22 protein-coding genes are annotated in these 26,938 nt (G+C 42.3%); 5 read left to right on the forward strand and 17 right to left on the reverse strand.

Annotation, left to right across the window (positions count from 1 at the left end; genetic code table 11):
* The first annotated feature begins 30 nt into the window (after nucleotides 1–30).
* Nucleotides 31–1,515 carry a DUF1846 domain-containing protein gene (locus tag D8803_RS04435; RefSeq protein ID WP_131200377.1) on the forward strand — a complete coding sequence of 495 codons (1,485 nt, stop codon included), beginning with the start codon at nucleotides 31–33 and terminating at the stop codon, nucleotides 1,513–1,515.
* A 131-nt stretch (nucleotides 1,516–1,646) separates the two neighbouring features.
* Here the strand turns inward: D8803_RS04435 and D8803_RS04440 are convergent, their stop codons facing one another.
* Genes D8803_RS04440 through D8803_RS04460 form a run of 5 tightly spaced genes read right to left on the reverse strand, consistent with a single transcriptional unit; the run spans nucleotide 1,647 to nucleotide 5,575 of the window.
* Nucleotides 1,647–2,678: a sensor histidine kinase gene (locus tag D8803_RS04440; protein WP_131200378.1), complete on the reverse strand. Its 1,032-nt coding sequence runs from the start codon at nucleotides 2,676–2,678 to the stop codon at nucleotides 1,647–1,649.
* Nucleotides 2,645–3,343 carry a response regulator transcription factor gene (locus D8803_RS04445; protein ID WP_131200379.1) on the reverse strand — a complete coding sequence of 233 codons (699 nt, stop codon included), beginning with the start codon at nucleotides 3,341–3,343 and terminating at the stop codon, nucleotides 2,645–2,647. Before D8803_RS04445 ends, D8803_RS04440 begins: the two co-directional genes overlap by 34 nt.
* A 12-nt stretch (nucleotides 3,344–3,355) precedes the next feature.
* Entirely contained in the window at nucleotides 3,356–4,078 is a 723-nt protein-coding gene (locus tag D8803_RS04450; protein WP_131200380.1) for a lantibiotic ABC transporter permease, read from the reverse strand.
* Nucleotides 4,078–4,866 carry a lantibiotic ABC transporter permease gene (locus D8803_RS04455; protein ID WP_131200381.1) on the reverse strand — a complete coding sequence of 263 codons (789 nt, stop codon included), beginning with the start codon at nucleotides 4,864–4,866 and terminating at the stop codon, nucleotides 4,078–4,080. Before D8803_RS04455 ends, D8803_RS04450 begins: the two co-directional genes overlap by 1 nt.
* A 1-nt stretch (nucleotide 4,867) precedes the next feature.
* Entirely contained in the window at nucleotides 4,868–5,575 is a 708-nt protein-coding gene (locus tag D8803_RS04460) for an ABC transporter ATP-binding protein (RefSeq protein ID WP_131200382.1), read from the reverse strand.
* A gap of 276 nt (nucleotides 5,576–5,851) precedes the next feature.
* Here D8803_RS04460 and D8803_RS04465 point away from each other — a divergent pair, with 276 nt between their 5' ends.
* The gene (locus D8803_RS04465; RefSeq protein WP_000032544.1) at nucleotides 5,852–6,334 is read left to right on the forward strand and encodes an S-ribosylhomocysteine lyase; all 483 of its coding nucleotides are present in this window, start codon (nucleotides 5,852–5,854) and stop codon (nucleotides 6,332–6,334) included.
* A gap of 59 nt (nucleotides 6,335–6,393) precedes the next feature.
* Here D8803_RS04465 and D8803_RS04470 read toward each other — a convergent pair whose 3' ends face one another.
* Nucleotides 6,394–8,499: an ATP-dependent Clp protease ATP-binding subunit gene (locus D8803_RS04470; RefSeq protein WP_131200383.1), complete on the reverse strand. Its 2,106-nt coding sequence runs from the start codon at nucleotides 8,497–8,499 to the stop codon at nucleotides 6,394–6,396.
* Between the two features lie 391 nt (nucleotides 8,500–8,890).
* Nucleotides 8,891–11,206: a formate C-acetyltransferase gene (pflB, locus tag D8803_RS04475; protein ID WP_025172329.1), complete on the reverse strand. Its 2,316-nt coding sequence runs from the start codon at nucleotides 11,204–11,206 to the stop codon at nucleotides 8,891–8,893.
* Between the two features lie 236 nt (nucleotides 11,207–11,442).
* Between pflB and dinB the strand changes: the two genes are divergently transcribed.
* The gene (dinB, locus tag D8803_RS04480; protein ID WP_131200384.1) at nucleotides 11,443–12,504 is read left to right on the forward strand and encodes a DNA polymerase IV; all 1,062 of its coding nucleotides are present in this window, start codon (nucleotides 11,443–11,445) and stop codon (nucleotides 12,502–12,504) included.
* A gap of 31 nt (nucleotides 12,505–12,535) precedes the next feature.
* On the opposite strand, the gene D8803_RS04485 is transcribed toward dinB, so the two are convergent.
* Together D8803_RS04485 and D8803_RS04490 are read right to left on the reverse strand one after the other, a co-directional pair.
* On the reverse strand, nucleotides 12,536–13,381 hold the full coding sequence (locus tag D8803_RS04485; RefSeq protein ID WP_131200385.1) for an undecaprenyl-diphosphate phosphatase: 846 nt from the start codon (nucleotides 13,379–13,381) through the stop codon (nucleotides 12,536–12,538).
* Between the two features lie 60 nt (nucleotides 13,382–13,441).
* Nucleotides 13,442–15,331: a DUF2207 domain-containing protein gene (locus D8803_RS04490; protein ID WP_131200386.1), complete on the reverse strand. Its 1,890-nt coding sequence runs from the start codon at nucleotides 15,329–15,331 to the stop codon at nucleotides 13,442–13,444.
* 133 nt (nucleotides 15,332–15,464) lie between these two features.
* On the opposite strand from D8803_RS04490, the gene D8803_RS04495 reads away from it, so the two are divergent.
* A complete protein-coding gene (locus tag D8803_RS04495) occupies nucleotides 15,465–17,027 on the forward strand; it encodes an ABC transporter substrate-binding protein/permease (RefSeq protein ID WP_131200387.1) in 1,563 nt (520 codons plus the stop codon).
* Nucleotides 17,027–17,767 (forward strand): amino acid ABC transporter ATP-binding protein, encoded by a 741-nt coding sequence (locus D8803_RS04500; RefSeq protein ID WP_131200388.1) that lies wholly within the window; start codon nucleotides 17,027–17,029, stop codon nucleotides 17,765–17,767. Before D8803_RS04495 ends, D8803_RS04500 begins: the two co-directional genes overlap by 1 nt.
* Nucleotides 17,768–17,860: 93 nt before the next feature.
* Here D8803_RS04500 and D8803_RS04505 read toward each other — a convergent pair whose 3' ends face one another.
* The 8 genes from D8803_RS04505 to rpsG form a co-directional block, all read right to left on the reverse strand.
* Nucleotides 17,861–18,076, reverse strand: a complete 216-nt coding sequence (locus D8803_RS04505) for a hypothetical protein (RefSeq protein WP_001130035.1) — start codon at nucleotides 18,074–18,076, stop codon at nucleotides 17,861–17,863.
* 102 nt (nucleotides 18,077–18,178) lie between these two features.
* The gene (locus D8803_RS04510) at nucleotides 18,179–19,075 is read right to left on the reverse strand and encodes an SPFH domain-containing protein (RefSeq protein ID WP_084974060.1); all 897 of its coding nucleotides are present in this window, start codon (nucleotides 19,073–19,075) and stop codon (nucleotides 18,179–18,181) included.
* Nucleotides 19,076–19,152: 77 nt separating this feature from the next.
* The gene (gene ilvA / locus D8803_RS04515) at nucleotides 19,153–20,403 is read right to left on the reverse strand and encodes a threonine ammonia-lyase IlvA (protein WP_125424879.1); all 1,251 of its coding nucleotides are present in this window, start codon (nucleotides 20,401–20,403) and stop codon (nucleotides 19,153–19,155) included.
* 79 nt (nucleotides 20,404–20,482) lie between these two features.
* Complete coding sequence (gene ilvC, locus D8803_RS04520; protein WP_000290685.1) at nucleotides 20,483–21,505, reverse strand: ketol-acid reductoisomerase; 1,023 nt, start codon at nucleotides 21,503–21,505, stop codon at nucleotides 20,483–20,485.
* Between the two features lie 65 nt (nucleotides 21,506–21,570).
* Complete coding sequence (gene ilvN, locus D8803_RS04525; RefSeq protein ID WP_061417676.1) at nucleotides 21,571–22,047, reverse strand: acetolactate synthase small subunit; 477 nt, start codon at nucleotides 22,045–22,047, stop codon at nucleotides 21,571–21,573.
* A complete protein-coding gene (locus D8803_RS04530) occupies nucleotides 22,040–23,740 on the reverse strand; it encodes an acetolactate synthase large subunit (protein WP_061417679.1) in 1,701 nt (566 codons plus the stop codon). The genes ilvN and D8803_RS04530 overlap by 8 nt, the downstream gene beginning before the upstream one ends.
* 263 nt (nucleotides 23,741–24,003) lie before the next feature.
* Nucleotides 24,004–26,085 carry an elongation factor G gene (gene fusA, locus D8803_RS04535; RefSeq protein WP_131200389.1) on the reverse strand — a complete coding sequence of 694 codons (2,082 nt, stop codon included), beginning with the start codon at nucleotides 26,083–26,085 and terminating at the stop codon, nucleotides 24,004–24,006.
* A gap of 382 nt (nucleotides 26,086–26,467) precedes the next feature.
* Complete coding sequence (gene rpsG / locus D8803_RS04540; RefSeq protein WP_000087873.1) at nucleotides 26,468–26,938, reverse strand: 30S ribosomal protein S7; 471 nt, start codon at nucleotides 26,936–26,938, stop codon at nucleotides 26,468–26,470.

Genomic DNA, 26,938 nt, shown 5'->3' on the forward strand with positions numbered 1-26,938 from the left:
TTTATTATAATAGAGGTCAGAGGTAAAAAAATGAAAAAACAAGCTTTTAGTTCTGAACAATATTTGAATCTACAGCGCGACCATATTTTGGAGCGCATCAACCAATTTGACGGCAAGCTCTACTTAGAGTTTGGTGGCAAAATGTTAGAAGATTTCCACGCTGCCCGAGTCCTTCCTGGTTATGAACCTGACAACAAAATCAAGCTCTTGCAAGAATTGAAAGAGCAGGTTGAGGTTGTGATTGCCATTAACGCTAGCAATATCGAGCATTCCAAAGCACGTGGCGACCTGGGCATTTCTTATGACCAAGAAGTTCTTCGTTTGATTGACAAATTCAATGAGCTGGGAATTTTTGTTGGTTCGGTTGTCATCACACAGTACGCTGGACAACCCGCTGCAGATGCCTTCCGCAACCAGCTAGAGAAAAACGGGATTGATTCTTATCTTCATTATCCAATCAAAGGATATCCGACTGATATGGATCACATCATTTCTCCTGAAGGTATGGGGAAAAACGACTACATCAAAACCAGTCGCAACTTGATCGTCGTAACTGCTCCTGGACCTGGTTCTGGAAAATTGGCAACTTGTATGTCAAACATGTACCATGACCAAATCAATGGTATCAAATCTGGTTACGCTAAATTTGAAACCTTCCCAGTTTGGAATCTTCCCCTTCATCACCCAGTCAATTTGGCCTACGAGGCTGCCACAGCTGACCTAGATGATGTCAACATGATTGACCCCTTCCATCTCCAAACCTACGGAGAAACCACTGTCAATTACAACCGTGATATTGAAATCTTCCCAGTGCTCAAGCGCATGTTGGAACGCATTCTCGGTGAATCTCCGTACGCTTCACCAACAGACATGGGTGTCAACATGGTTGGTTTTGCTATTACAGATAATGAAGCTGCTATCGAAGCTTCTAAACAAGAAATCATCCGTCGCTACTATCAGACTGTACTTGATTTTAAAGCTGAAAAAGTCGGAGAATCTGCTGTCAAGAAGATTGAACTTCTCATGAACGACCTCGGTATCACACCTGCAGACCGTAAGGTTGCTGTTGCTGCACGCCAAAAAGCAGAAGAAACTGGTGGCCCTGCCCTAGCTCTCGAATTGCCATCTGGCGACATTGTCACTGGTAAAAACTCAGAACTCTTTGGTCCTACAGCCGCTGCCTTGATCAATGCGATTAAGAAATCTGCTGACATTGCTAAGGAAGTGAAATTGATTGAGCCTGAAGTTGTCAAACCAATTCAAGGCCTCAAGATTAACCATCTAGGCAGTCGCAATCCTCGCCTCCACTCAAATGAGATTTTGATTGCACTTGCAATCACGGCTATGGAAAACCCTGATGCTGCGCGCGCAATGAAGGAACTTGGTAACCTCAAAGGAAGCGAAGCTCACTCAACCATCATCTTGACCGATGAAGACAAGAATGTCCTTCGCAAACTAGGTATCAACGTAACCTTTGACCCATACTACCAATACGATCGCTTGTATCGGAAATAATTAAACGAGGCTGGATAAAACTCAATTTGAGTAAAAATCCAGTAAATCTTTACATGATAAAAGATAAAACGCATAATATCAAGGCTTTTGAACACTTGGTATTATGCGTTTTTATAATTTCCCATCCTCATTTATTTCAATGAAATTGCCAACTCAACACAGGCTCCTCCTTGGTCTGGATTGAGCAGGGTCAGACGGCCACCGTGCAAGAGAGCGACCTGCTTAGAAAAGGCTAAGCCGATACCATGATGGGGATTAGCTGAATTGCGGCTTTGGTCACTCTGGTAAAAGAGCTGTTCCGCTCCCAGCAGCATCTCCTTTGAAAATGCAGGGCCGTTGTTCCAGATAGCAAAAACCAACTGATCCTGCTGCACTGATACCGTCAGCTTCACTTCCTTTTGATCCGGGTCAGCATGTTCAAGCGCATTCAGTAAAATATTGATCAAAGCTCGCTTGAGATAGTCCAAATGAACTGACAAAATCAGACCAAGCTCACAATCTTCTTGGAGAGAAAAACGATAGCTTTCCTGTTTGCTGAACAGTGCCCAATCGTCCTGGAGATCAGCCAAAAAGTCCTCTAAGGAAAGCTGACTGAACTGATTAGAATCAATCTGAAAAGTCTTAGCGTAATCAATCAAAGAGCCACAATACTCTTCCATCTTGTGACTGGCCTGCAAAATCTCAGCAGCATAGTCTGCCTGCGGCTGGCTCAACTGCGCCAACTCCAAGAGCTCAGCATTCCCCTTAATCACAGTTAGGGGCGTCTTCAAATCGTGCGATGTCGCTGATAGCTGTAAAATCAACTCCTGATTATGCCGCTGCTCTTTTTCTAGAAGACGAGCATTTTCTTGGTGGCTGCTTCGTAAATCGCTGTAGACTTCTAGCATCTCCTCAATCCGAAAAAGTTGACTTTGATTTTTTTCTAAAAGCTTCTCGCTCTTTAGCATTTTTATTTCCCTGTCGATTTTTCGGAGCAATTTCAAAATATGATAAAAAGTAATCAGCAGCAAGCTCCCTGCCCAAAAGAACAAGGTGAAAAGGACATAATCACTGCCTTGTGTAAATTCATAGCCGATAAGCACAAAAATCAAAACATGAAAAAAGACGATTTTTAAACTGGTTGTCCAGACTAGGCTTTTGAAATTTCGGGTTCTAATTGCCATCTATAGCCTACTCCTCTCACTGTTGCGATTGCTTGCAGCCCTTCTTGTTTGCATTTTTGGCGAATCTGATATACATATTCTGAGATGGAGCGAAGCTGTGTTTCTGAACTTTCTGGGTAAAGTAAGGTATGCAGGCGTTCAGCTGAAAAGGTCTGCTTGGGATTGCTAGCTAGTAAATACAGCAATTTAAACTCTCGCTCTGAAAATTTCAAGACTTTACCAAAACAGGCCACTTCATAGCGCTCTGGATAAAATTGGCAAGAAGCAACTTCAGAATAGCGCTCCTCCCGTCTTTCCTCCCGCCGAATATGCGCTCTGACACGCGCCAGCAATTCTTTGGTTCCAAAAGGTTTGACAATATAGTCATCTGCTCCGCGAAAGAGCCCTTCCACCTTGTCCGCCTCCAACTCCTTAGCCGTCAGAAATATGATTGGGCAAGAAAGATGCGGACGAATGTAGGAACACAACTCAAAACCATTAACAGGCTCCATCATCACATCCAGCAGAATCAAGTCATACCCGACAAAATGCGTCAATTCTAGCTCTTCTATCCGATCAAGCGTCGTCACATCATAAGCATCGAGCTCTAGGACGTTTTTCACCAGCTTTAAAATGCTTTGGTCGTCATCAACTACCAAAATACGATACTGTCTCATAATTTCCATTATAGCATACCTCTAGCGAACATCTCGTTTCAAGCTTAAGAATATAGCAGAGCTCCAAACCAAAGCTAGCCAGAACAGCTGTATTCTCAGCCCTGATAGATCTATTGAATGCTGAAGCCCTTCATACTCAAAAAGATTTAGGGTAGCTAGATCGGGCAGGTATTTTGCTTCCTTGATGAATGTTGCCAATAAACGGCTGAGACCAATCAAAAGAGGAAAGAGCACCGACACTGGCACAACCCAAGATTGAAATAGCAAAGCGAGGCCCGCAGTTAAAAAAGCCAGAAAAATATTGCTGAGAAGACCAAAAGAGCTGTAATGGAGGAATTTCCCCAGTAAGGACCAGCTAAAGTCCAGGTCAAATCGAGCCAGCATAACAAAGAAACAGCTACTTATAATGACACTATAGAGAACCAAGAGCAGCAAGAACAGAAAAAGGATTTTCCCAGTCAACCAAGCCTTTCTATTTGATACGGTTAGAAAATTCGTTCGCATCCCAGACTTGACAAACTCCTGGGCAAAATAGAGGGAAGTAAAGATGACGATGACAGGCTGTGCCAGATAGAGGGCATGCAAAGCCTCACTCAGAGCCTTTGTCTGGCCAACTGCTGTTTGACTGTAGTCAAGATTCATCAGAAAAAATGGAACGACTACCAGAGCCACCAAGGCTGCACCAAGAGCGAGATAGTAAGAACGGAACTTAATCCATTCACTTTTAAGCAGAGCTTTTATCATCAGTATCTCCCTCCTAAATCCGTCTTTAAAAAGCGCAGAGCGGTCGCTCCACCAATGACTAGTAACCATGCACCAAGTATCAAGAGCCCTTGCAAGGGATTGTTGGTATATTGGGAAGTTGGCGTTGCCGCAAACAACTCTCCTGCTGGCTGTGGCAGATAAGCTCCCCAACTCGTGTGAGCTGCCAGGTAGTTTCCCAGATTATAGATTTGGGGTACAAGAAAAAGCAGAGGAACTAGCATGGTCCGAGCCAATAAACCTAACAAAAATGAAAGGATTCCTAATAAGGTTAGAGATAAGGTTTTCCACAAAATCAAACTCCAAGCTGCCTGATTGAGCAGAATCGGATCAAGCCCTTCCTTTCCTAAAGCCAGGTGCATGACCATATAACTAAAGTAGATTGATAAAAAGCTACTGGCAAGAGAAAAGCAAGCAAAGGTCATGAGTTTCCCCACAAGCAACTTCAGGCGGTTATTACAGGATAAAAGACTAGTTCTCAAGCTGTGAGACTGAGATTCCATAGCTCCCAAAATTCCAGCTAAGATGACCAAAACCATGCCTGCCATAGAGGCCCCGTTGAGACCCAGATATTCCAGCGGGTCAATGGCTTCTGCCAGGCCGGGAACTGTCTTAGGTGTGGCATCCAAGCCAATAGACAAATACTGTCGGCCCTCCAGCCAGGATACGGCAGGTACCAATAGCAGCATGAAGGCCATACTCACTTTGAAAGCCTTGGTTGATCGAATTTTCAACCATTCTGAATGCAATAAGGACATCGTTTCTTTCATCTTAAGCCTCCTCTGTCAAGTCAAAGAAGAGGTCTTCTAGACTGTCTGAATCTTGCAGCACCTCTTCTAATCGTCCCTGCTCAATAATTCGCCCATGATGAATCAAGACTACATCATCTGTCACCATTTGTACCTCTGACAGGATGTGGGAAGATAGAAGTACCGTTTTCCCTAAATCAGCTTGCTGACGAATGAACTTTCTAAACCACTTAATCCCACTTGGATCCAGTCCATTAGTCGGCTCATCTAATATAAGAAACTGAGGATCACCCAGCAAAGCTGCTGTTAAACCCAACCGCTGACCTTCCCCCAGAGACAGGCTTGACAAGAGATCCTTCCTCTTATGAGCGATTCCAGTCATCTCCAAAACCTCATCGATCCGAGACTTGGGAATAGCATTACTCGCTGCAATAATCCTCAAGTGGTCATAGACCTTTCGATTTGGCAGACCGCCAATGCCGTCAAAGGCTGCACCTACCGTTCTGAGCGGATAAGTCATTGACTGATAGGTTTGCCCATCAAAAGTCGCAGTTCCTGCCGTCGCCCGATCTAATCCCAAGAGAATCCTCAAGGTCGAACTTTTCCCTGCACCATTTGGGCCTAGAAAAGCTGTTATCCGACCGCTTCTAGCTGTAAAAGAAATATCTTCTAAAATCTGCTTACTGCCATGCTTTTTGCAGACTCCTTCTATTTTCACTATATGTTCCATACTGAACTCCTTTATCTTTATTTTCTCCAGTATATCCAATCTAGTTCAGAATTAGTTCAGAGATTAAGCAGAAGTTCTAAAAGTTGGTCCCACCTTTCAAAAGTCGCTCTAACTCCATTAGAAAGAACTCAGTTTTTCTTTTCCTTTACCCCATTCTTTCTTTATAATTCTGCGAGTTTTGTATGGAGACTTTGTTATACCAAAAAGTCATTTATCAAACTTCATCAACAGCAGGCTTTATGATATAATGAAAGAATAAAACTGAAAGGATTTATCATGTCAAAAGAAGTTATTGTTGAAAGTTTTGAACTTGACCACACCATTGTTAAAGCCCCATATGTTCGCTTGATTGGGGAAGAAACGGGGCCAAAAGGAGACATCATCTCCAACTTTGATATTCGCTTGGTACAGCCAAACGAGGACTCTATCCCTACTGCTGGGCTTCACACTATTGAGCACCTCTTAGCAAAACTCATCCGTACCCGCATTGACGGCATGATTGACTGTTCACCATTTGGTTGCCGGACAGGCTTCCACATGATTATGTGGGGACGTCACACCAGCGCTGAGATTGCAGCTGTTATCAAGGATTCGCTCAAGGAAATTGCTGAAACCACTACTTGGGAAGATGTCCCTGGAACAACCATCGAATCTTGCGGAAACTACAAGGACCACAGCCTCTTTTCTGCTAAAGAATGGGCGAAACTCATCCTGGAACAAGGAATTTCAGATGATGCCTTTGAGCGTCATGTCATCTAAACACAAAAAGGAACCAGCTTTTTAGCTAGTTCCTTCTTTTTTATTCTCAAAATTTTGTCTTAGGCTTTCTCACGAATGACCAAAACGCCATCTTCCATATCTGCTTCCAGATGTTTGGCATCTAGATGATCCAAGTGGAAATCTGTTACCTTATCACGAATTTGTTGTTCAACCACGCGGCGGAGTGGACGAACACCCATTACCTCGTCATAACCTTCTTCTGTGATAAAGTCCTTAGCTTCTTGGCTGACTTCCAAATCAATGTCTTTCTTAGCCAAGGTTTGGTTGACTTCTGCCAACATCAAGTCCACAATCTTAGAAAGGTCTTCCTTATTCAAGTGTGAAAACTCGATAACTGCGTTAAAGCGGTTAAGGAACTCTGGACGGAAGAATGGTTTCAAACGATCCATCAATTCTGGTTTATCCGCATCTTCTGTCAAGTTAGCTTCATAGCCAAAGCCAGCATTTGATGTCGCGATAATGACAGTGTTCTTGAAGTTCACTGTATTGCCTTGGCCATCAGTCAAACGACCATCATCCAAAACTTGGAGGAGAAGGGTAATAACTTGTGGATCAGCCTTTTCAATCTCATCCAAGAGAATGATAGAGTAAGGATTGCGACGAACACGTTCTGTCAAGGTATTGCTGTTGTCATCATATCCTACATAACCGGCTGTTGTACCGATCAGCTTAGATACAGCTGTGCGGTCACTGTATTCAGACATGTCCAAACGAATGATAGCATCCTTGGTTCCAAACATATCCAGCGCCAACTGCTTAGCAAGCTCCGTCTTACCAACCCCAGTAGGCCCTACAAAGAGGAAGCTACCGATTGGGCGATTGCCTTCATCAAAACCAGCACGGTTACGACGGATAGCACGAGCTACAGCTTCTACCGCCTTATCTTGGCCGATCACCTTGTGTTCCAAGCGATGGGCCATATCTTTCAAACGTTCGATGTCTGACGCTCCCATTTGTGACACTGGAATACCTGTCATTCGTTCTACAGATTCAGCCACATCATTGACAGTGGCAGTCACTTTCATATCTTCTGTGTGGTTTTCGACTTTTTTCTCCAATTCTGCAATACGTGTTTTGGCATTGAGAGCTGCTTCAAAGTCCTCTGCCTCAACTGCTTTTTCTTGCTTGTCTTTTTCTGCCTCAATTTCACGTTCAACAGCATGAACATCTGTTACTGGATGTTGAGCTGCCAAGTGAGCCGCCGTTACATCTACAAGGTCGATAGCCTTATCAGGCAAACTACGTTGAGGAATGTATTGGACAGAATAATCCACTGCTGCCTTCAAGACCTCGTCTGGCAAGATGACATTGTGGTGTTGTTGATAGAGGTCACGAATCCCTTGAAGGATTTTAAAGGTATCCTCTGCTGAAGGAGCATTGACCTTGACTTCGTTGAAACGACGAGCAAGAGCCGCATTCTTCAAGATAGTGTTACGGTATTCGTCTTGAGTTGTTGCCCCAATAACGGTCAACTCACCACGGGAGAGAGCTGGCTTGAGAATGTCTGCAAGACCTTTAGATCCACTGTCTCCACCAGTGCTACCAGCACCGAGGATTTGGTGAATTTCATCAAAGAAGAGGATAATATTTCCTGCTTCTTTCACTTCGTTTACTAGATTTTGCACATTTTCTTCAAAGCTACCACGGTATTGAGTACCAGCCTCGAGACCTGAGATATCAATGGAAATGATTTCCTTATTCTTAATAGCCGCTGGAACATCTCCGTTCACAATGGCTTGCGCTAGTCCTTCAACAACTGCTGTCTTACCAACACCTGCATCTCCGACCAGAACAGGATTATTTTTCGTACGACGTGAGAGGATTTCAGATGTTTCTTGAATTTCCTTGTTTCGTCCGATAACAGGATCCAACTTGCCCTCACGAGCTTCCGCTGTCAAGTTACGACCCAGTTTAGCAAGGACACCGTCTTGTTTCATACCTGAAGCATGTTGTTGCATTTGTGCATCAGATTCTGCATTTCCTGATAATTGCCCAGTTGCACGATACTGAGCAAATTCCTCAGGTGTCACTTCTCGTCCATTAATCAAGTAGCGACGGTTTTCAGAACTGTATCCTCGCATACCACCCATCAATTGGTTAAATAAATCATCCATGTTGTTAAAGTTATTAAAGTTGTTGTTCATATTTTTTACCTCGTTTATTGTTAATTATTTACGACCTCTGACATTGACTATCTTTGATCTTTGTTTTAAAAATTTTAGACTAGCTAACTAGCTACCCTACGTATAATTTCTGGTTTTTCTTTTTTAAATAAGCCTTTTATCATCTTCTTTTCAAAGTCTGTTAGATTAAACATAGGCCTCACCCCTTTCTTGGGATTCTATAGCTCATTCTCAAAGACTAATTTCTTGAAAATAAGCTTTTTAAGGAATTCATTTTCCTTATGTTTCTACTATATCACATTGGTCAGTAAAAGTCAATGATTTTTGACCAAATTTGACTATTTTTTAAAAAATTTTTAAGCACACAAAAAGCCAGTCATATCGACTGGCTTTTCTCTATTACAATTGAATCTTAGCTCAATGCGTCATCCATTGAAAGAACTTCGTGGAAGACACGTTGTGTCAATTCAGTTTTTTGTTCTGGAGTGAGGTATTTAGTGTTTACACAGTATCCAGAGATACGTACGATAACGTCTTCACCTGACATGATCTTTTCGTAAACATCGTTCAAGTCCATAACGTTCAAGTTAACGTGTTGTCCACCGTTTTCAAAGTAACCATCAAGGATTGTTACCAAGTTATCAACTTGTTCGTCACGAGTCTTACCAAGAGCACGTGGAGAAACTTGAGTTGTCAATGAGATACCGTCAGCTGCGTAACCAAAGTCAAGGCTAGCAAGTGAGTTCAAGTTTTGCAACCAGCCACCTTTAGCTTTGTTAGAAGGGTTAGCACCTGGTGAGAAGAATTCAAGTTTGGACAAGTTCACAGAACCATCTTCGTTGAGGTATACACCTTTATGGACTGGTGAGTTACCAGTTTGTTTAGAGTAAGCAACGTTAGATGTGATTGTCAAAAGTGATACCGTAGCTTCTGCGTCTTTGTAAAGTTTGTGGCTACGTAGACGAGTTGTGTAAGCTTCGATCAACCATTCTGCCAATTCGTTTGAACGTGGGTCATCTTCACCCCAACGTGGGTATTCACCGATTGTTTCGTAATCGTAGATGTAGCCATCTTCATCACGGATTGGTTTAACGGTAGCGTATTTAATCGCTGACAATGTATCAACAGTGTTAGCAAATCCACAGATACCAAATCCCATGTTAGCACGTTGTTTAGTTGGCAAGAAGGCCATTTGAACAGCTTCGTAGTTGTACTTGTCAGTCATGTAGTGGATGATGTTCAAAGCATCTACGTAAGTGTCAGTCAACCAGTCAAGAGATTTTTCAAAGTTCGCTTTAACTGATTCAAATTCAAGAACTTCGTCACGGATAGGATCGATGTCAAATACTTTGTAGTCTTTGTGGACATCGTCGTAACCACCGTTCAAACCAGTAAGAAGAGCTTTCAAAACGTTTACACGAGCACCGAAGTACTGGATGTTGTGGCGTTGATCTTCGTTTTCTGGGTCAAGTGGTGACACACAGCATGAGATACAGCTCATTTCTCCGTATCCGTCTTTAGCCATTGTTGTTACACCTTCGTATTGGATAGAAGAGTGTTTGTGGCTCATGTGCATACAGTAGCGACGGAAGTTGTATGGCAATTTGTCAGTCCAAAGAACTGTCAAGTTTGGTTCTGGTGAGTTACCGATGTTGTCAAGAGTGTTCAAGAAACGGTAGTCCATCTTAGTAACACGGTGACGACCGTCGTTACCCATACCAGCCATAGAAGTTGTGATGAAAGTTGGGTCACCTGAGTACAATTGATCATAAGCTTTTGTACGAGCAAATTTAACTGTACGAAGTTTCATAACGAAATCATCAACGAACTCTTGGATTTCTGATTCAGTAAATGTACCACGAGCAAGGTCACGTTCTGCAAAGATATCCAATACGATTGGCACACGTCCTAGAGATGTAGCAGCACCGTTGATAACACGGCAGACAGCCATGAATGCGATGTTAACCCATTGGATCGCTTCTTTAACGTTCATCGCTGGTTTGCGAACATCAACTCCGTAAAGGTCACCCAAGCGAACAACTTGTTGCAATGCTTGGTATTGAAGATTCACTTCTTCACGAAGACGGATTGTTTCTTCATCAATTTCTTTGATTGCATTCCAGTCGTTTACTTTTTCTTGCATCAAGTAGTCTGCACCGTAAAGAGCAAGACGTGCGTAAACACCGATGATACGTCCACGTGAGTAAGCATCTGGAAGACCAGTTACAGTGTGAGCGTGACGAGCACGACGGATATTTGAAGTGTAAGCGCGGAAGATACCGTCGTTAACTGTTGTTACGTATTTAGTGAAGATTTCATGAACAGCTGGATCTGGTTCATATCCATTTTCTTTCAAAGTAGTTTCAGCCATACGGATACCACCTTTTGGCATGAAGTTCAATTTGAAGAGTTCATCGTTTTGGATACCGAAGATAACTTCGTTTTCTTTGTCGATAAATCCTGCAGGGATATCAGCAATAGATGTTGGACGAGTGTCCATTGGGAAACGAGTTTCTTCGTAGTGAGCTTTTGTTTCTTCTACAATCTTTTTAATGTGAAGTGAACGTTCTGTTGGTCCAGCAAGGAAGCTTTCATCTCCATCGTAAGGTGTGTAGTTAGCTTGAACGAAGCGAGAAACGCTTGCTTTTTCTTTCCAATCTACGCCTTTGAAGCCTTCCCAAGCTTTGTCAAAAATGTCTTGTGCTTCAACAACTGTCTTAACAACCATGTTAATGTCCTCATTTTTCTTTCTAGTAACAGTCATCTGTTACATTCATGAGACCAGTATACCATACAGTAACCGATTTCAACAAGCGAAAAAAGGCTTTTTTATCACTTTCTTTTCTAATACAGTCTGTTTATCGNCGCAATCTGTGTTATATATTTGAAAGAATGAGTACTCTTTTCCATTTTTTCAGAAAAAAGGGTATAATAAATAGAAAATGACACTAGAAAGGAAGCAAAATGCTCATATTTCCATTGATTAATGATTTGTCCAGAAAAATCATCCATATCGACATGGATGCCTTTTTTGCTGCGGTGGAAATAAGAGACAATCCTAAGTTAAAAGGAAAACCTGTCATTATTGGGAGCGATCCCAGACAAACAGGCGGACGGGGAGTTGTGTCTACTTGTAGCTACGAGGCGCGAGCTTTTGGTGTTCATTCAGCCATGAGTTCTAAAGAAGCTTATGAGCGTTGTCCTCAAGCCGTCTTTATCTCGGGAAATTATGAAAAATACAAAACTGTGGGACTTGAGATCCGAGCTATTTTTAAACGTTACACCGACCTGATTGAACCTATGAGTATTGACGAAGCCTACTTGGATGTGACGGAAAATAAACTCGGTATCAAGTCAGCTGTCAAAATAGCTCGTCTCATTCAACAAGATATCTGGCAGGAGCTGCACCTTACCGCTTCAGCCGGTGTGTCTTATAACAAATTCCTAGCTAAAATGGCCAGCGATTATCAAAAGCCACATGGTTTGACAGTTATCCTCCCTGACCAAGCCCAAGAATTTCTCAAACAAATGGATATTTCTAAATTTCATGGAGTGGGCAAGAAAACAGTGGAAAGGCTTCATGAAATGGACATTTATAATGGCGCAGACTTATTAGACGTTTCTGAAGTCACTTTAATCGATCGGTTTGGCAGACTCGGTTTTGACCTTTATCGGAAGGCCAGAGGCATCCACAACTCTCCAGTCAAGTCCAATCGCATTCGTAAGTCCATCGGCAAGGAGAAAACCTATGGAAAAATTCTCCAGGCTGAAGAAGACATCAAAAAAGAGCTGACTCTTCTCTCTGAAAAAGTAGCTCTCAATCTCAGTAAACAAGACAAAGCTGGAAAAATCATTGTCTTAAAAATACGATATACTGACTTCTCCACTCTGACTAGACGAAAAAGCCTCCCACAAGCAACACAGGACGCTAGTCAGATTTCTCAAACTGCCCTTCAACTTTACGAAGAACTAGCTGAAAAAGAGAAAGGCGTTCGTCTACTAGGAATTACAGTGACAGGATTTTAAAAAGCTTGAAGGCCCCCCTTCAAGCTTTTTCTTATACAAACAAACGCACAAAACTATAAAGCAACAAGACACTACCGAGTACAATACGGTATTTACCAAAGAGTGTAAAGTCGTGTTTCTTCACATAGCTGGTCAAGAAACGAATGGCAAGCATGCTGACTGCAAAGGCAACACCCATAGCAACCAAGAGCAAGAACAGTTGTCCAAAACTCAAGAGTTGACCTGCTTTAATAAATTTGAAAATCTTTAAAGCACTAGCCCCAAACATAACAGGAATTCCGAGGTAGAAGGTAAACTCTGTTACGACAGAACGGCTAGTTCCATTCAACAAACCACCAACGATAGTGGCACCAGAACGGCTTGTACCTGGGAAAAGGGCGAGGACTTGGAAAAGTCCGATGTAAAGAGCTGTTTTATAAGGCAACTTGTCTAGCTCTGTTACTGTTGGTTCAATGGCTTGCGCCTTATTTCTTTTTTCAAGATAGATAAAGGCAACACCATAGATAATCAACATAATGGCAACCGAAACCATGTTGTGGAAGTTGGCATCAAACCAATCATCCAACTTAAAGACCAACAGTAAGGGCAAGGTCGCAACGAGAACTTTTGACCACAATTGCCAAGTTCGACGAACTTCTAGCTTATCCTTTGTTGGTTTAAAAGGATTAAGCTTGTTAAAGTAAATGACCATAACTGCTAAAATGGCACCAAGCTGAATGACAACATTAAACATGGACATGAAGGCTTCATTTTGGTCCTTGTATTGGACAAATTCTTCCACCAAGATCAAGTGTCCTGTACTTGAAATGGGCAACCATTCTGTAATTCCTTCAACAATCCCAAAAAAGATTGACTTCAAAATTTCAATAAAATACATACATTACTCCTTTTTCTGTCCTCTATTATAGCATAATTTCGGATGTTGCGATAGATTTTTCTAGAAGGCGCCAATGCTACCACCGCCTCCACCTCCTGAGAATCCTCCACCCGAACTTCCACTTCCAGAAGATACAGAGTAGGTACTTGCTGTGTTTGCAATACTAGCATAGTGACTCATTTGAGCAGTTGAATGATAAAACATACTGTGCCAGCCATAAGCTACGTAAAGATTGATATCTGGGTTCTCAACTTGAATCTGATAAGATTTCATCAAATGACTCACCTTGTCCGCATAACCAAATAAAGTAGCATAGACAAGGAGGCGATTCCAAAGAACGATACTTTCTAATTCTGCCTTGTCTAGGTGAGCGATATCGCGAAGCATGTTTTCAAAACTAGTCCAGAGATAGTATGCTTTTAGTCCTTCTTCGTTCAAAACACCATCACGAGTATCAAATCGGGTCGTCCAATAATAGACGGCAGCTAACAGCAAGCCTGCAAACCCAAGGATAAGAAGTGGCAGAGAAAGATACCCGTGAGCATCCAAACTGTACAAGAACCAGCCAAAACCAACGAAAGCAGGTAGAAGCGTAGAGACACCTATCGTCAATCTCAGGATTTTTTCTCCATTACTCAGTGGACGATAATAATCTGGAAGTTGCAAAGAAGAAACCCGCTTTCTCACCCCATCCTGCATCTGCTTCAGAGCTTGCTCGAAAGAAGACTTAAGCTTACGTCCCGTTTTCTGAATCCGTTTTTCATCAGTTGCTTTTGCACCTTGGTAAAGACTAGTTGACACTTGGTAATCTGCAAACAAATCTGAAACAAGCACTTCTTCTCTTCCTGAAAAGGCCAAATTAAGGCAATCTTTTTCAAAACTTGCCAATCCTTTTTCTTTTACGACTTTTAGACGGATCTCGTCTCCATTTGAGATGATTGAAACATTTCCACGGTCGATCACATCCAATAAAGTTGCCTGAACGAGTTGGTCAAAGGTGAACTTCCCTCCTCCCTTGGTCAAGGGACTGACTTCCTCTAAAGAAGTGGAGTAAACAGCTTCCGATAAAACCATCGGTTCTAAGTCCATTGGCGGTTCATAGAGACGGTGATTTTTGTCATATTTCTTCGATGGGGAGGTTTTTCTTCTGTAAATGTGGTAGAAAATGACACTTAAGACTAAAGAAATCGAGAGCAGTAAAGGGATAATCCACGTAGCCAGAGCTTTACTTTGAGTTTTTTCAGCAGTAATGGATTCCTCTATTTTTTCAAATTCTGCTAAACGATTGCCCTTCAATCCCTGATCCAAAGCCGTTCCAAAATCTTTTCTAGGCCAATAGGCATGCAATTCAACCCCACGCTGACGAGGTAGGTTCTGCAAATGAACACGATAATCACCATCCATCTTCTCTACCTTGCCCTCTGTAAAGAGTTTCCCTGTATGAAAGAAAAGTTTTTCAGCTCCATTAAAGCCCATTACCCGAAACTCAAAATTTTCGATAGGTTCTGAACTATCCGTCAAGGGTTGCCAATTAAGTTCCGCGATATCATCATATAGAAATAGGAGATTTTTTAATTGCCATGTGATTACCACTTCAACAGTATCTCCCCCTTGGCCTGGATTATACACTTTTACAGTATACCCTTCCGATTCTTCTATCACTTCACTATTGACATTCTCAATGGCGCTAGCATTTTTCCATACCTGAACCTTTGGACTGGAATCTATTTCAAAGCCCTTTGGCATCTTACCAGAACGGCCAAGTCCTACTAGTTGTCCATTAAAGTCTTCATCAAAATAATAGACTACTTTCTCCCTAAATTCTGCTGTATTATCTGCATGAATATACAAATCACCTTGATAAGAGCGAATCTTGAAATCAACCGCAAAAACAGAGAGTGGTAAAATACAAAACAAGCTAAATAAAAGCAAGAAAAAAGTCTTTTTCACAACACAATCCCCCTTTTTATCTTTGCTATCATTATATCATTTTTTATAAGTAAAGGCTTACTTGTATTGAAAATCTCACTATTTTTCGATACAATATAGAGAAGTCATTTTTAGACTAGAAATAGGAGAAAACATGAAAAAATTATGCTTATCTATCCTTGCTAGCCTAGCCCTTACACTGGGACTAGTTAGCCAGGTCCAAGCTGACGAATATTTACGCATCGGGATGGAGGCAGCTTACGCCCCCTTCAACTGGACCCAAGACGATGATAGTAACGGCGCCGTCAAAATCGACGGTACCAACCAATATGCCAACGGCTACGATGTTCAAATTGCTAAAAAGATTGCCAAAGACTTAGGCAAGGAACCTTTGGTCGTGAAAACCAAATGGGAAGGGCTTGTTCCAGCCCTTACTTCTGGCAAAATCGATATGATCATTGCCGGTATGAGCCCAACCGCTGAACGTAAACAAGAAATTGCCTTTTCAAGCAGTTACTATACTAGTGAACCCGTTCTATTGGTCAAAAAGGACTCCGCCTATGCCAACGCCAAATCTTTAAACGACTTTAGCGGAGCAAAAATCACGTCTCAACAAGGCGTTTATCTCTATGATTTGATTTCCCAAATCCCTGGTGCCAAGAAGGAAACAGCCATGGGGGATTTTGCTCAGATGCGTCAAGCACTTGAAGCAGGTGTCATCGATGCCTATGTTTCAGAACGCCCTGAAGCCCTGACCGCTGAATCTGCCAACGCTAAGTTCAAAATGATTCAACCTCAACCAGGTTTCAAAACTGGCGAAGAAGACACCGCTATTGCCATTGGTCTTCGTAAAGATGACAGCCGTATCAGCCAAATCAATGCCAGCATCGAAACCATTTCCAAGGACGAACAAGTAGCTCTCATGGATCGGATGATTAAAGAGCAGCCAGTGGAGGCGACAACAACTGAGGAAGAAAGTAGCTTCTTTAGTCAAGTCGCTAAGATCCTTTCTGAAAACTGGCAACAACTCCTGCGTGGTGCTGGCATCACACTCTTGATCTCCATTATCGGAACCATCGCAGGGCTTATTATCGGGCTTGCAATCGGAGTCTTCCGTACAGCCCCTCTATCTGAAAACAAGGCCATCTATGGCTTGCAAAAACTACTTGGCTGGATCCTTAATGTCTATATTGAAATTTTCCGTGGTACACCGATGATTGTTCAATCTATGGTTATCTACTACGGTACAGCACAAGCCTTCGGAATCAATCTCGACCGTACACTGGCTGCCATCTTCATCGTTTCAATCAACACGGGTGCCTATATGACAGAAATCGTCCGTGGAGGTATCCTAGCAGTCGACAAGGGACAATTTGAAGCCGCAACTGCTCTTGGTATGACCCATAATCAGACCATGCGCAAGGTTGTCCTCCCTCAGGTCGTTCGCAATATCTTACCTGCTACTGGTAATGAGTTTGTCATCAATATCAAAGATACCTCTGTATTGAACGTTATTTCAGTTGTTGAGCTTTATTTCTCAGGAAATACTGTAGCAACTCAAACCTATCAATACTTCCAGACATTTACAATCATCGCCGTGATTTACTTTGTCCTCACCTTCACAGTGACCCGTATCTTGCGCTTCATCGAAAGACGCATGGACATGGATACATACACTACAGGTGCTAATCAAATGCAAACGGAGGACTTGAAATAATGAATCAACCCATTCTTGAAATTAAACACCTCAAAAAATCCTATGGACAAAATGAAGTCTTAAAAGATATTTCTCTGTCAGTTCACAAAGGAGAGGTTATCTCCATCATCGGGAGCTCAGGAAGCGGAAAATCAACCTTCCTACGTTCTATCAACCTACTTGAAACACCTACTGAGGGGGAAATTCTCTACCGAGGAGAAAACGTCCTTGCAAAAGGCTATGACCTTACTCACTATCGTGAAAAGCTCGGAATGGTTTTTCAATCCTTCAATCTCTTTGAAAACCTCGATATTCTCGAAAATACGATCGTCGCCCAAACGACTGTCCTTAAACGAGAACGCTCTGAAGCTGAAAAAATTGCCAAAGAAAATCTTGAAAAAGTCGGCATGGGAGAACGCTACTGGCAAGCCAAACCCAAACAACTCTCTGGTGGCCAGAAGCAACGTGTAGCCATCGCACGCGCCCTCTCCATGAATCCTGACGCCATCCTTTTTGACGAACCAACATCTGCCCTTGACCCAGAAATGGTCGGAGAAGTCCTTAAAATCATGCAAGACCTGGCTCAAGAAGGCCTGACTATGATCGTCGTCACCCACGAAATGGAGTTCGCCCGCGATGTCTCACACCGTGTCATCTTTATGGATAAGGGTGTCATTGCCGAAGAAGGCAAGCCAGAAGACCTCTTCACGAACCCTAAAGAAGAACGAACGCGAGAATTTCTTCAGCGCTATCTCAAATAACAAACAAAGACTGCATAAAATATGTAGTCTTTTTACTAACTCTTTGCAAAACAAAAGGCAGATTCATTTTAAGAATCTGCCTGTAAGCCTAGTTTAATCTTCAAATTTTTCATGATTCTTATCATAAAAATCAATCAAGCCTAGGGCTGTTTCAAATGAAATATTTTTCACTTTTGCACGACCTTGTGCCAAAGCAATAATTGACATTTCACGTGCATTTGTTTCCTTAGAGATACGGTAACCTGTGATTTTCTTATCACGAACCCAGCCAACAACTGATTCTACTTTTTCAAAGTTTGATTTAGCCATGTTCTTCTCCTATTTTGTTCTTTACGATACTGAAATATATCCATTCTTTTAGGATTATCTACAAAAAACATCTACTTATTGAAAACAAATAATGAATTATTATTACTTAGCTTTTAAAGCTGATAATATGCTTGTTCGTATATCTTCAACTCCATCAGGATTTGCTGGTAGGAAGATGGTATTATTGCCCTTATTGTCTGCGAAATTATTCAAAGTATCCAAATACTGATTTGTTAATAGGATGGACATAATCTGGGCTTCCGTGAGTTCAACATTGGCTCCTTTTAATTCTTGAATAGAATCAGCAAGTCCGTCAACAATAGCCTTACGCTGTTCTGCAATCCCTACACCGTGTAGGCGATCTTTTTCTGCCTCTGCTTCTGCCGCGGTCACAATCTTAATCTTATCTGCTTCTGCAAGTTCTTGCGCAGCGACTCTCTTACGTTGAGCAGCATTGATTTCATTCATTGATTGTTTAACTTCAGCGTCAGGCTCAACCTTCGTAATCAATGTTTTTACAATGATGTAACCATATGTAGACATTTCTTCTGCTACTTGCTTTTGAACTTCTAATGCGATTTCATCTTTTTTCTCAAATAGTTCATCCAAGGTCAATTTCGGTACGGACGAACGCAAGGCATCCTCAATATAGGATTTGATTTGAGCTTCTGGTCTCATTAGTTTATAGTAAGCATCTGTGACATTGTTCTCATTCACTCGATACTGAGTCGCCACATTCATGGTCACAAAGACGTTATCCTGCGTTTTTGTTTCCACGACGATCTCACTTTGCAATAGACGCAATTGCACCCTGGCCGCAATTCTATCAATTCCAAAAGGTGCTCGTACATGAATACCACTATTACTCAACTTTTGGTATTTACCAAAACGCTCGATAATAGCGACAGACTGTTGTCGTACCACATACACAGAGCTGACAATAATCGCTGATGCAATCAGCACTAGAATAAAGAGAACAAGTAAAACATGTAAAACCATGGGAATCTCCCCCTTTCGTCACCATCATTATAGCATCATTATAGGAAATTGGCAAATAATATGATAGCAAATTTATTTTAGACTAGCATATTATACAAAGTCTCATTTCCGTTCAGATTGATATAAGATGGGTCAAACTTTTCCATCCGATGAATCAAGCCAGCATAATCATGCTTATCAGCAAGAGCAATCCCAATCAATACCGGCCCTGTCCCCTTGCTGGCCCGTTTGATATACTCAAAACGAGTGATGTCATCATTTGGTCCCAAGATGTCATTTACAAACTCACGAAGAGCCCCTGGACGTTGTGGGAAATTGACTACAAAGTAATGCTTGATGCCATCGTAAATCAAGGCACGTTCTTCCATCTCTGGCATACGGTTAATATCGTTATTTCCCCCAGAAATGATACAACAAATGGTCTTACCTTTGATATAGTCCGATAGAACTTCCAAGGCTGCAATGCTAGCCGCTCCAGCAGGTTCGGCGACAATTCCTTGCTTGGAATAAAGATCAATCAAGGTCTCCGAAATCAAACCCTCATCTACTCCAATAAGAGTTTCAACATTCTGACGAGTTGCTTCATAGGTCAACTGTCCAACTTTCTGTACAGCTATCCCATCAGCAAACTTATCAATTTCTTTGAGCTTAACTGGTCCCCCAGCCTCAAAGGCAGCTTTCATAGAGCGGGCTCCATTGGCTTCTACACCAATTACTTCGATAGCGGGATTGGTTTCTTTGATATAGGTCGAAACCCCTGCAATCAGTCCGCCACCACCTACCGGAACTAGTACTGTATCAAAATCAATAGACTCTTTACGGGCTTCTTCAAGAATTTCGTAGGCCACAGTCCCTTGACCAGCTTGAACATGGATATCATCAAAAGGATCAATGAAGGTACGGTTTTCTGAAACGGTAAATTCTTGTGCTGCCTTAGCAGAAGCATCAAAGGTATCCCCAACCAACTTGATTGTCACAAACTCTCCACCGAAAAAGCGAACCTGCCCAATCTTTTGTTGCGGTGTTGTGATGGGCATAAAAATCGTTGCGGGAATCTTCATCTCCTTACAAGTGTAGGCGACACCTTGAGCGTGATTCCCCGCTGATGCACAAACCACACCACGCTCACGTTCTTCTTTTGTCAATTGTGAAATGGCATAATAGGCTCCACGAATCTTAAAGGAACGAACACGCTGAGCATTTTCCTTCTTCAAATAAATCTTAGCACCATACTTCTCCGATAAGTAATGATCATATTCCAGTGGTGTATTCACTACTACACCACTTAAAACTTTGTGGGCTTTCACCACATCTTTTGCACTTAGCATTGTCTCCTCCTCAAATACTTTACAAGGTAAAAAGCGAGTTAGGTACCCCCCAACTCGCCTTCTGTTTTTATTCTAAGAATTAGTTGTAGATTTTGAATGCGTCGTCGTCGTTTTTACCAACGAATGGCATTGCTTTACGTAGTTCTGCACCAACTTTTTCAATTTCAAGGTTAGCTGCTTGTTCACGGTAAGCAGTAAGTTTTGGACGACCAGCCTTGTAGTCATTTACAAAGTCATTTGCAAATGTACCATTTTGGATGTCTGCCAAAACAGCTTTCATGTTTTCTTTAACTTGCTCAGTAATCACACGTGGACCTGATACATAGTCACCGTATTCAGCAGTGTTTGAAATAGATTGACGCATTTTCTTGAATCCACCTTCATAGATCAAGTCAACGATCAATTTCATTTCATGAAGAACTTCAAAGTAAGCCAATTCTGGGGCATAGCCTGCTTCTGTCAAGACTTCAAAACCTGCTTCGATAAGGGCAGTCAAACCACCACAAAGTACAGCTTGTTCACCAAACAAATCTTCTTCTGTTTCTTCTTTGTAAGTTGTTTCAAGCAAACCAACACGAGCTGCTCCAACACCTTTACACCAGTCCATAGCAATGTTTTTCGCATTTCCTGTGGCGTCTTGGTAGACTGCATAAAGAGCTGGAACACCAAATCCTTCTTCATAAGTACGGCGCACCAAGTGTCCTGGTCCTTTAGGAGCACACATGAAGACATCTACATCTGCAGGAACTTTGATAAATTCAAAGTGAATGTTGAAACCATGAGCAAATCCAACTGCATTTCCAGCTTCCAAGTTTGGAGCGATTTCTGCTTCGTACAATTCTTGTTGAATTTCGTCTGGTGCCAAGATCATGATAACGTCAGCCAATTTAGTTGCTTCTGCTACTGTGTAAGTATCAAATCCGTCTTCTTTTGCTTTGTCAAAAGATTTACCTGGACGCACACCGATGATGACATCACGACCTGAGTCACGCAAGTTTTGCGCATGCGCATGTCCTTGTGAACCATAACCGATAACGGCGATTTTTTTACCGTCAAGCGCTGCTACTTTAACATCTTTTTCGTATTCCATTTGAACTGCCATAGTTTTTCTCTCTTTTCTATTATTTATTGCCTCTTAGGCGGTTTTACCAAATTTAAGCTGGATTTTTAATCGCGGGTAAATCCAGTTGCACCCGTACGAGCGATATTTTTAATACCGTATGGTCGAATCACTCGCAATAAAGCTTCACTTTTTTCAGCATTTCCCGTCATCTGAATAGTGATGGAGCTTGGAGCCACATCCACCACCGTTGCACGGAAAGGTTGGATAATAGCCAAGATTTCTGCACGCTTTTCAGCTGGTGCTGCAATCTTCACCAAGATAACTTCTCTTTCCAAGTGTGGCTTATCCGTGATATCTCGAATGCGAATCACATCAATCTGACGATTGAGTTGCTTGATGATTTGCTCGACCTCATCATGAGAAGCTACATCAATAATGATGGTAATCCGTGAAACGTTTGGATCCTCTGTCGCACCAACTGAGATACTCTCAATATTGACTTGACGACGTGAAAGGACACCTGTAAAGCGATTGAGGACTCCTGAACGATTTTGTAGTTTTGCCGTTAACATTCTACGCATGGAACTTCACCCCCAACATCTCATGATTGCTCTTACCAGCTGGTACCATCGGTAAGACCTGTTCCTTACGAGAAATATCCACCTCGATAAACATCGGCACATCCTCCAGAATAGCCTCTAGATCTTTTTCTATCGTTTCTGGATTGTCAAATTTATAATTTTTAATGCCGTAAGCCTGTGCCATCAGCTGGAAGTCAGGAAGAGTGTCAAAGACCGACTCTGAAGTTCTACCCTCATAGAAGGATTCTTGCCACTGACGAACCATTCCCAGGGAGTGGTTATTCAACATGACAACCTTAATCGGCACCTTGTAGATGTTTAGGATAGCTAGTTCTTGGTTGGTCATTTGGAAACCACCATCACCGACAAAAAGAACTACTTCTTTTTCTGGATTGGCAATCTTGGCTCCGATAGCCGCAGGAACTCCAAATCCCATGGTACCCAAGCCTCCCGAAGTGACTAACTGACGCTCATTTTGGTAAGGATAATACTGAGCTGTCCACATTTGGTGTTGACCAACGTCTGTGACAACAATGGCATCCCCATTCGTCAACTCTCCGATGCGTTCAATAACGGCCTGAGGTTGAACCACACGTTCTTTCTTATCATAAGAACGAACACGGTTCTTGTCTTTCGTGACTTTTTCAATCCACTTTTCAGTATTGTTATGAACAGTTGGTTCTGCTAGTAGCATCTGCAAAGCTTTCTTAGCGTCCCCGACCACAGGAATATCTGCACTGATAATCTTACCAATCTCAGCTGGGTCAATGTCGATATGAGCAACCTTGGCATTCTTAGCAAAGGTCTTAGGATTCCCCGTCAAGCGGTCATCGAAACGGCAACCAATACTAATCATAAAGTCCGCTTCGGTCATGGCAATGTTAGCTGCGAAAGAACCGTGCATACCTCCCATTCCTAGGAAGAGCGGATGGCTAGTCGCAATCGTACCTTGCCCCAAAAGACTGGTCACGACTGGAATTTGGTAACGTTCAGCAAACTCATTGAGCTCGGCAGCCGCTTCTGCATAACTAACCCCGCCACCAGCTAGCAATACAGGTTTCTTAGCCTTAGACAATTGTTTCAAGATTTTCTTGATTTGCATGTCATTCGGATCAAGCGTCGGTTGATAGCTTGGTAAATTTACCTCTGGTGAATAGATGAAGTCCGTCTCTAAGGCAGATACATCCTTTGGCAAGTCGATCACAACTGGGCCAGGACGACCTGTGGTCGCAATATGGACAGCTTCCGTAATGATACGAGGAATATCTGCTGTCTCACGGACTTGGTAATTGTATTTGGTAATGGGCATGGTAATACCCACGATGTCTGCCTCCTGAAAAGCATCCTTCCCAATGCCTGCTCGAGCGACTTGTCCCGTAAAGACCAAGAGGGGAACGCTATCGCTCATGGCATCCGCGATTCCTGTAATGGCATTTGTTGCTCCCGGTCCACTCGTGACGACGGCAACGCCCAACTTTCCAGTTGATTTGGCATAACCTTCGGCTTCATGCAAACAGCCTTGTTCATGGCGACCCAAGATGTGGCGAATGCCTTTGAAATTATAAATCGCATCATATAAAGGCAAGACAGCCCCACCAGGATAACCAAATATGGTATCAATTCCTAAACCACGGAGGGTTTCCAAAACTAGATCCGATCCCGTCTTAGGAGCGTCTAAACTGATTTTTTCCATTGTTCCCCTTTCTCTTCTCTTAAAAATAGCTTGTTACTATCATACCATTTTTTCAAAAATTTTCAAGACAAAAGAAGCAATTTTCTGAATTTTCTATCTAAACGTGTTTTTATGAATGTTTTTCCTATTTTTATAAATATGAATAGGGAATTGAACGATTTTATTACTGCCAAATTTAGTTTAGGGTATATTTTTCTAACCTTCCTTGACATAGAACATAAAAAGGAAGCCACTAAGTGACTTCCTTCTAGAGTGAGGACTGATTAGTCTTCACCTTTGTTTTTCTTAATGATTTCTTCTTGTACTGACTTAGGTACATCTTCGTAGTGGTCAAATACCATCATGAAGGTACCACGTCCTTGCGATGCAGAACGAAGAACTGTTGCGTAACCGAACATTTCAGCAAGTGGAACGTAAGCACGAACGATTTGGCTGTTACCGTGTGCTTCCATACCATCAACACGTCCACGACGAGCAGTTACGTGACCCATAACATCACCAAGGTTTTCTTCAGGAACAGTGATGGTTACAAGCATCATTGGCTCAAGGATAGCTGGTTGTGCAGTCTTAGCAGCTTCTTTAAGAGCAAGTGAAGCCGCGATCTTGAAGGCAGTTTCAGATGAGTCGACATCGTGGTATGAACCATCGTAAAGCTTAGCTTTAACGTCAACCATTGGGTAACCAGCAAGAACACCGTTAGCCATAGATTCTACCAAACCTTTTTCAACCGCTGGGATAAATTCACGAGGAACCACACCACCGACGATTGCGTTTTCGAATTCGAATCCTTTTCCTTCTTCGTTTGGAGTAAATTCAATCCATACATCACCGAATTGACCTTTACCACCAGATTGACGTTTGAAGAATCCACGTGCTTGAGTAGAAGCGCGGAATGTTTCACGGTAAGATACTTGAGGAGCACCTACGTTCGCTTCAACTTTGAACTCACGACGCATACGGTCAACAAGGACGTCAAGGTGAAGCTCACCCATACCAGAGATAACTGTTTCACCAGTTTCAACGTTTGTTTCAACGCGGAATGTTGGATCTTCTTCAGCCAATTTTTGAAGGGCAATACCCATCTTGTCTTGGTCAGCTTTAGATTTTGGCTCAACCATCAACTGGATAACTGGTTCTGGAACGTTGATTGACTCAAGGATGATTTTAGCTTTTTCATCTGTCAATGAGTCACCAGTTGTAGTATCTTTCAAACCAACAGCAGCAGCGATATCACCTGAGTAAACAGTGTCAATTTCTTGACGGCTGTTAGCGTGCATTTGAAGGATACGTCCGATACGTTCACGTTTACCTTTAGAAGTGTTCAATACGTATGAACCTGATTGAAGAACACCTGAGTATACACGGAAGAATGTCAAACGACCTACGAATGGGTCAGTCATGATCTTGAAGGCAAGAGCTGCGAATGGCTCTTCGTCAGATGCTGGACGAGTTTCTTCTTCATCTGTATCTGGGTTGATACCTTTGATTGCTGGGATATCAAGTGGGCTTGGAAGGTAGTCGATAACCGCATCAAGCATCAATTGAACACCCTTGTTCTTGAAGGCAGAACCACACAATACTGGGAAGAATTCAACATTGATAGTCGCTTTACGGATAGCAGCTTTCAATTCTTCGTTAGTGATTTCTTCACCTTCAAGGTATTTCATCATCAAGTCTTCATCAGTTTCAGCGACTGCTTCAACCAATTTTTCACGGTATTCTTGAGCTTGGTCAAGGTATTCAGCTGGAATATCTTCTTCAAGGATATCTGTACCAAGGTCATTAGTATAGATTTCAGCTTTCATCTTGATCAAGTCGATGATACCGCGGAAGTCATCTTCAGCACCGATTGGCAATTGGATTGGGTGTGCATTTGCTTGAAGACGATCATGAAGTGTGCTTACAGAGTAAAGGAAGTCAGCACCGATTTTGTCCATTTTGTTAGCAAATACGATACGTGGAACTCCGTACTCAGTTGCTTGGCGCCAAACTGTTTCAGTTTGAGGCTCAACACCTGATTGTGAGTCAAGAACAGTAACCGCACCGTCCAATACACGAAGAGAACGTTGTACTTCGATTGTGAAGTCCACGTGTCCTGGTGTGTCAATGATGTTTACGCGGTGGTTGTTCCATTGAGCTGTTGTCGCAGCAGATGTGATAGTGATACCACGTTCTTGCTCTTGCTCCATCCAGTCCATTTGTGACGCACCTTCGTGAGTTTCACCGATTTTGTGGATTTTACCAGTGTAGTAAAGAATACGCTCAGTAGTTGTTGTTTTACCGGCATCGACGTGAGCCATGATACCGATATTACGAGTTTTTTCAAGTGAAAATTCGCGTGCCATGAGGTTAGTTTCTCCTATTTTTTATTTTACAATCTATTATAACATTATTTAGAAAAAACGGATAGGCAGGACCTACCCGTTCTCAATGTTTATCTTGTTTTTGTTGGTTTCAACTTGTGTGAAAAGTTGAATTGAACTCGGGCTAAAGTTAGCTAGCCGATTTGAGCTGGAACGGGATGCTGTGTGAAAAAGATAAACTTCCTTGTATTCGTCGAATACTGCGTCAGTTTCCTATTCTCACTGTGCATCCTTACCGTTCCTAGCATCATAATTGAACTCGGGCTAAAAGCTTGGAAAATAGATAAGCTTTCCTAGAATCTTTGATTCTGCGTCAAGCTTCCTAATTTTCAGTCGCTTTTTTAACGCCCTTAGTATCTTATTCTTACCAACGGAAGTGTGCGAAGGCACGGTTAGCTTCAGCCATACGGTGAGTGTCTTCACGTTTCTTAACTGCTGCACCAGTGTTGTTAGCAGCATCCAAGATTTCTTTTGCAAGACGGTCTTGCATTGTGTGTTCACCACGAAGACGAGCGATTGTTACCAACCAACGAAGTCCAAGTGTTGTACGACGTTCTGGACGAACTTCAACTGGGACTTGGTAGTTAGATCCACCAACACGACGTGCACGTACTTCAAGTACAGGCATGATGTTTTCCATAGCTGTTTCAAATACTTCAAGTGCATCGTTACCAGTAGCTTCTTTGATTTGCTCAAAAGCACCGTAAACGATTGAAGCAGCTGTACCACGTTTACCGTCAAGCATAACGCGGTTGATAAGACGAGTAACTAGTTGTGAATTGTAAAGCGGATCTGGCAATACGTCACGTTTTGGAGCTCTATTTTTACGACTCAT

It is taken from the genome of Streptococcus oralis (genome assembly GCF_003943385.1).
Lineage (GTDB): Bacteria > Bacillota > Bacilli > Lactobacillales > Streptococcaceae > Streptococcus > Streptococcus oralis_CA.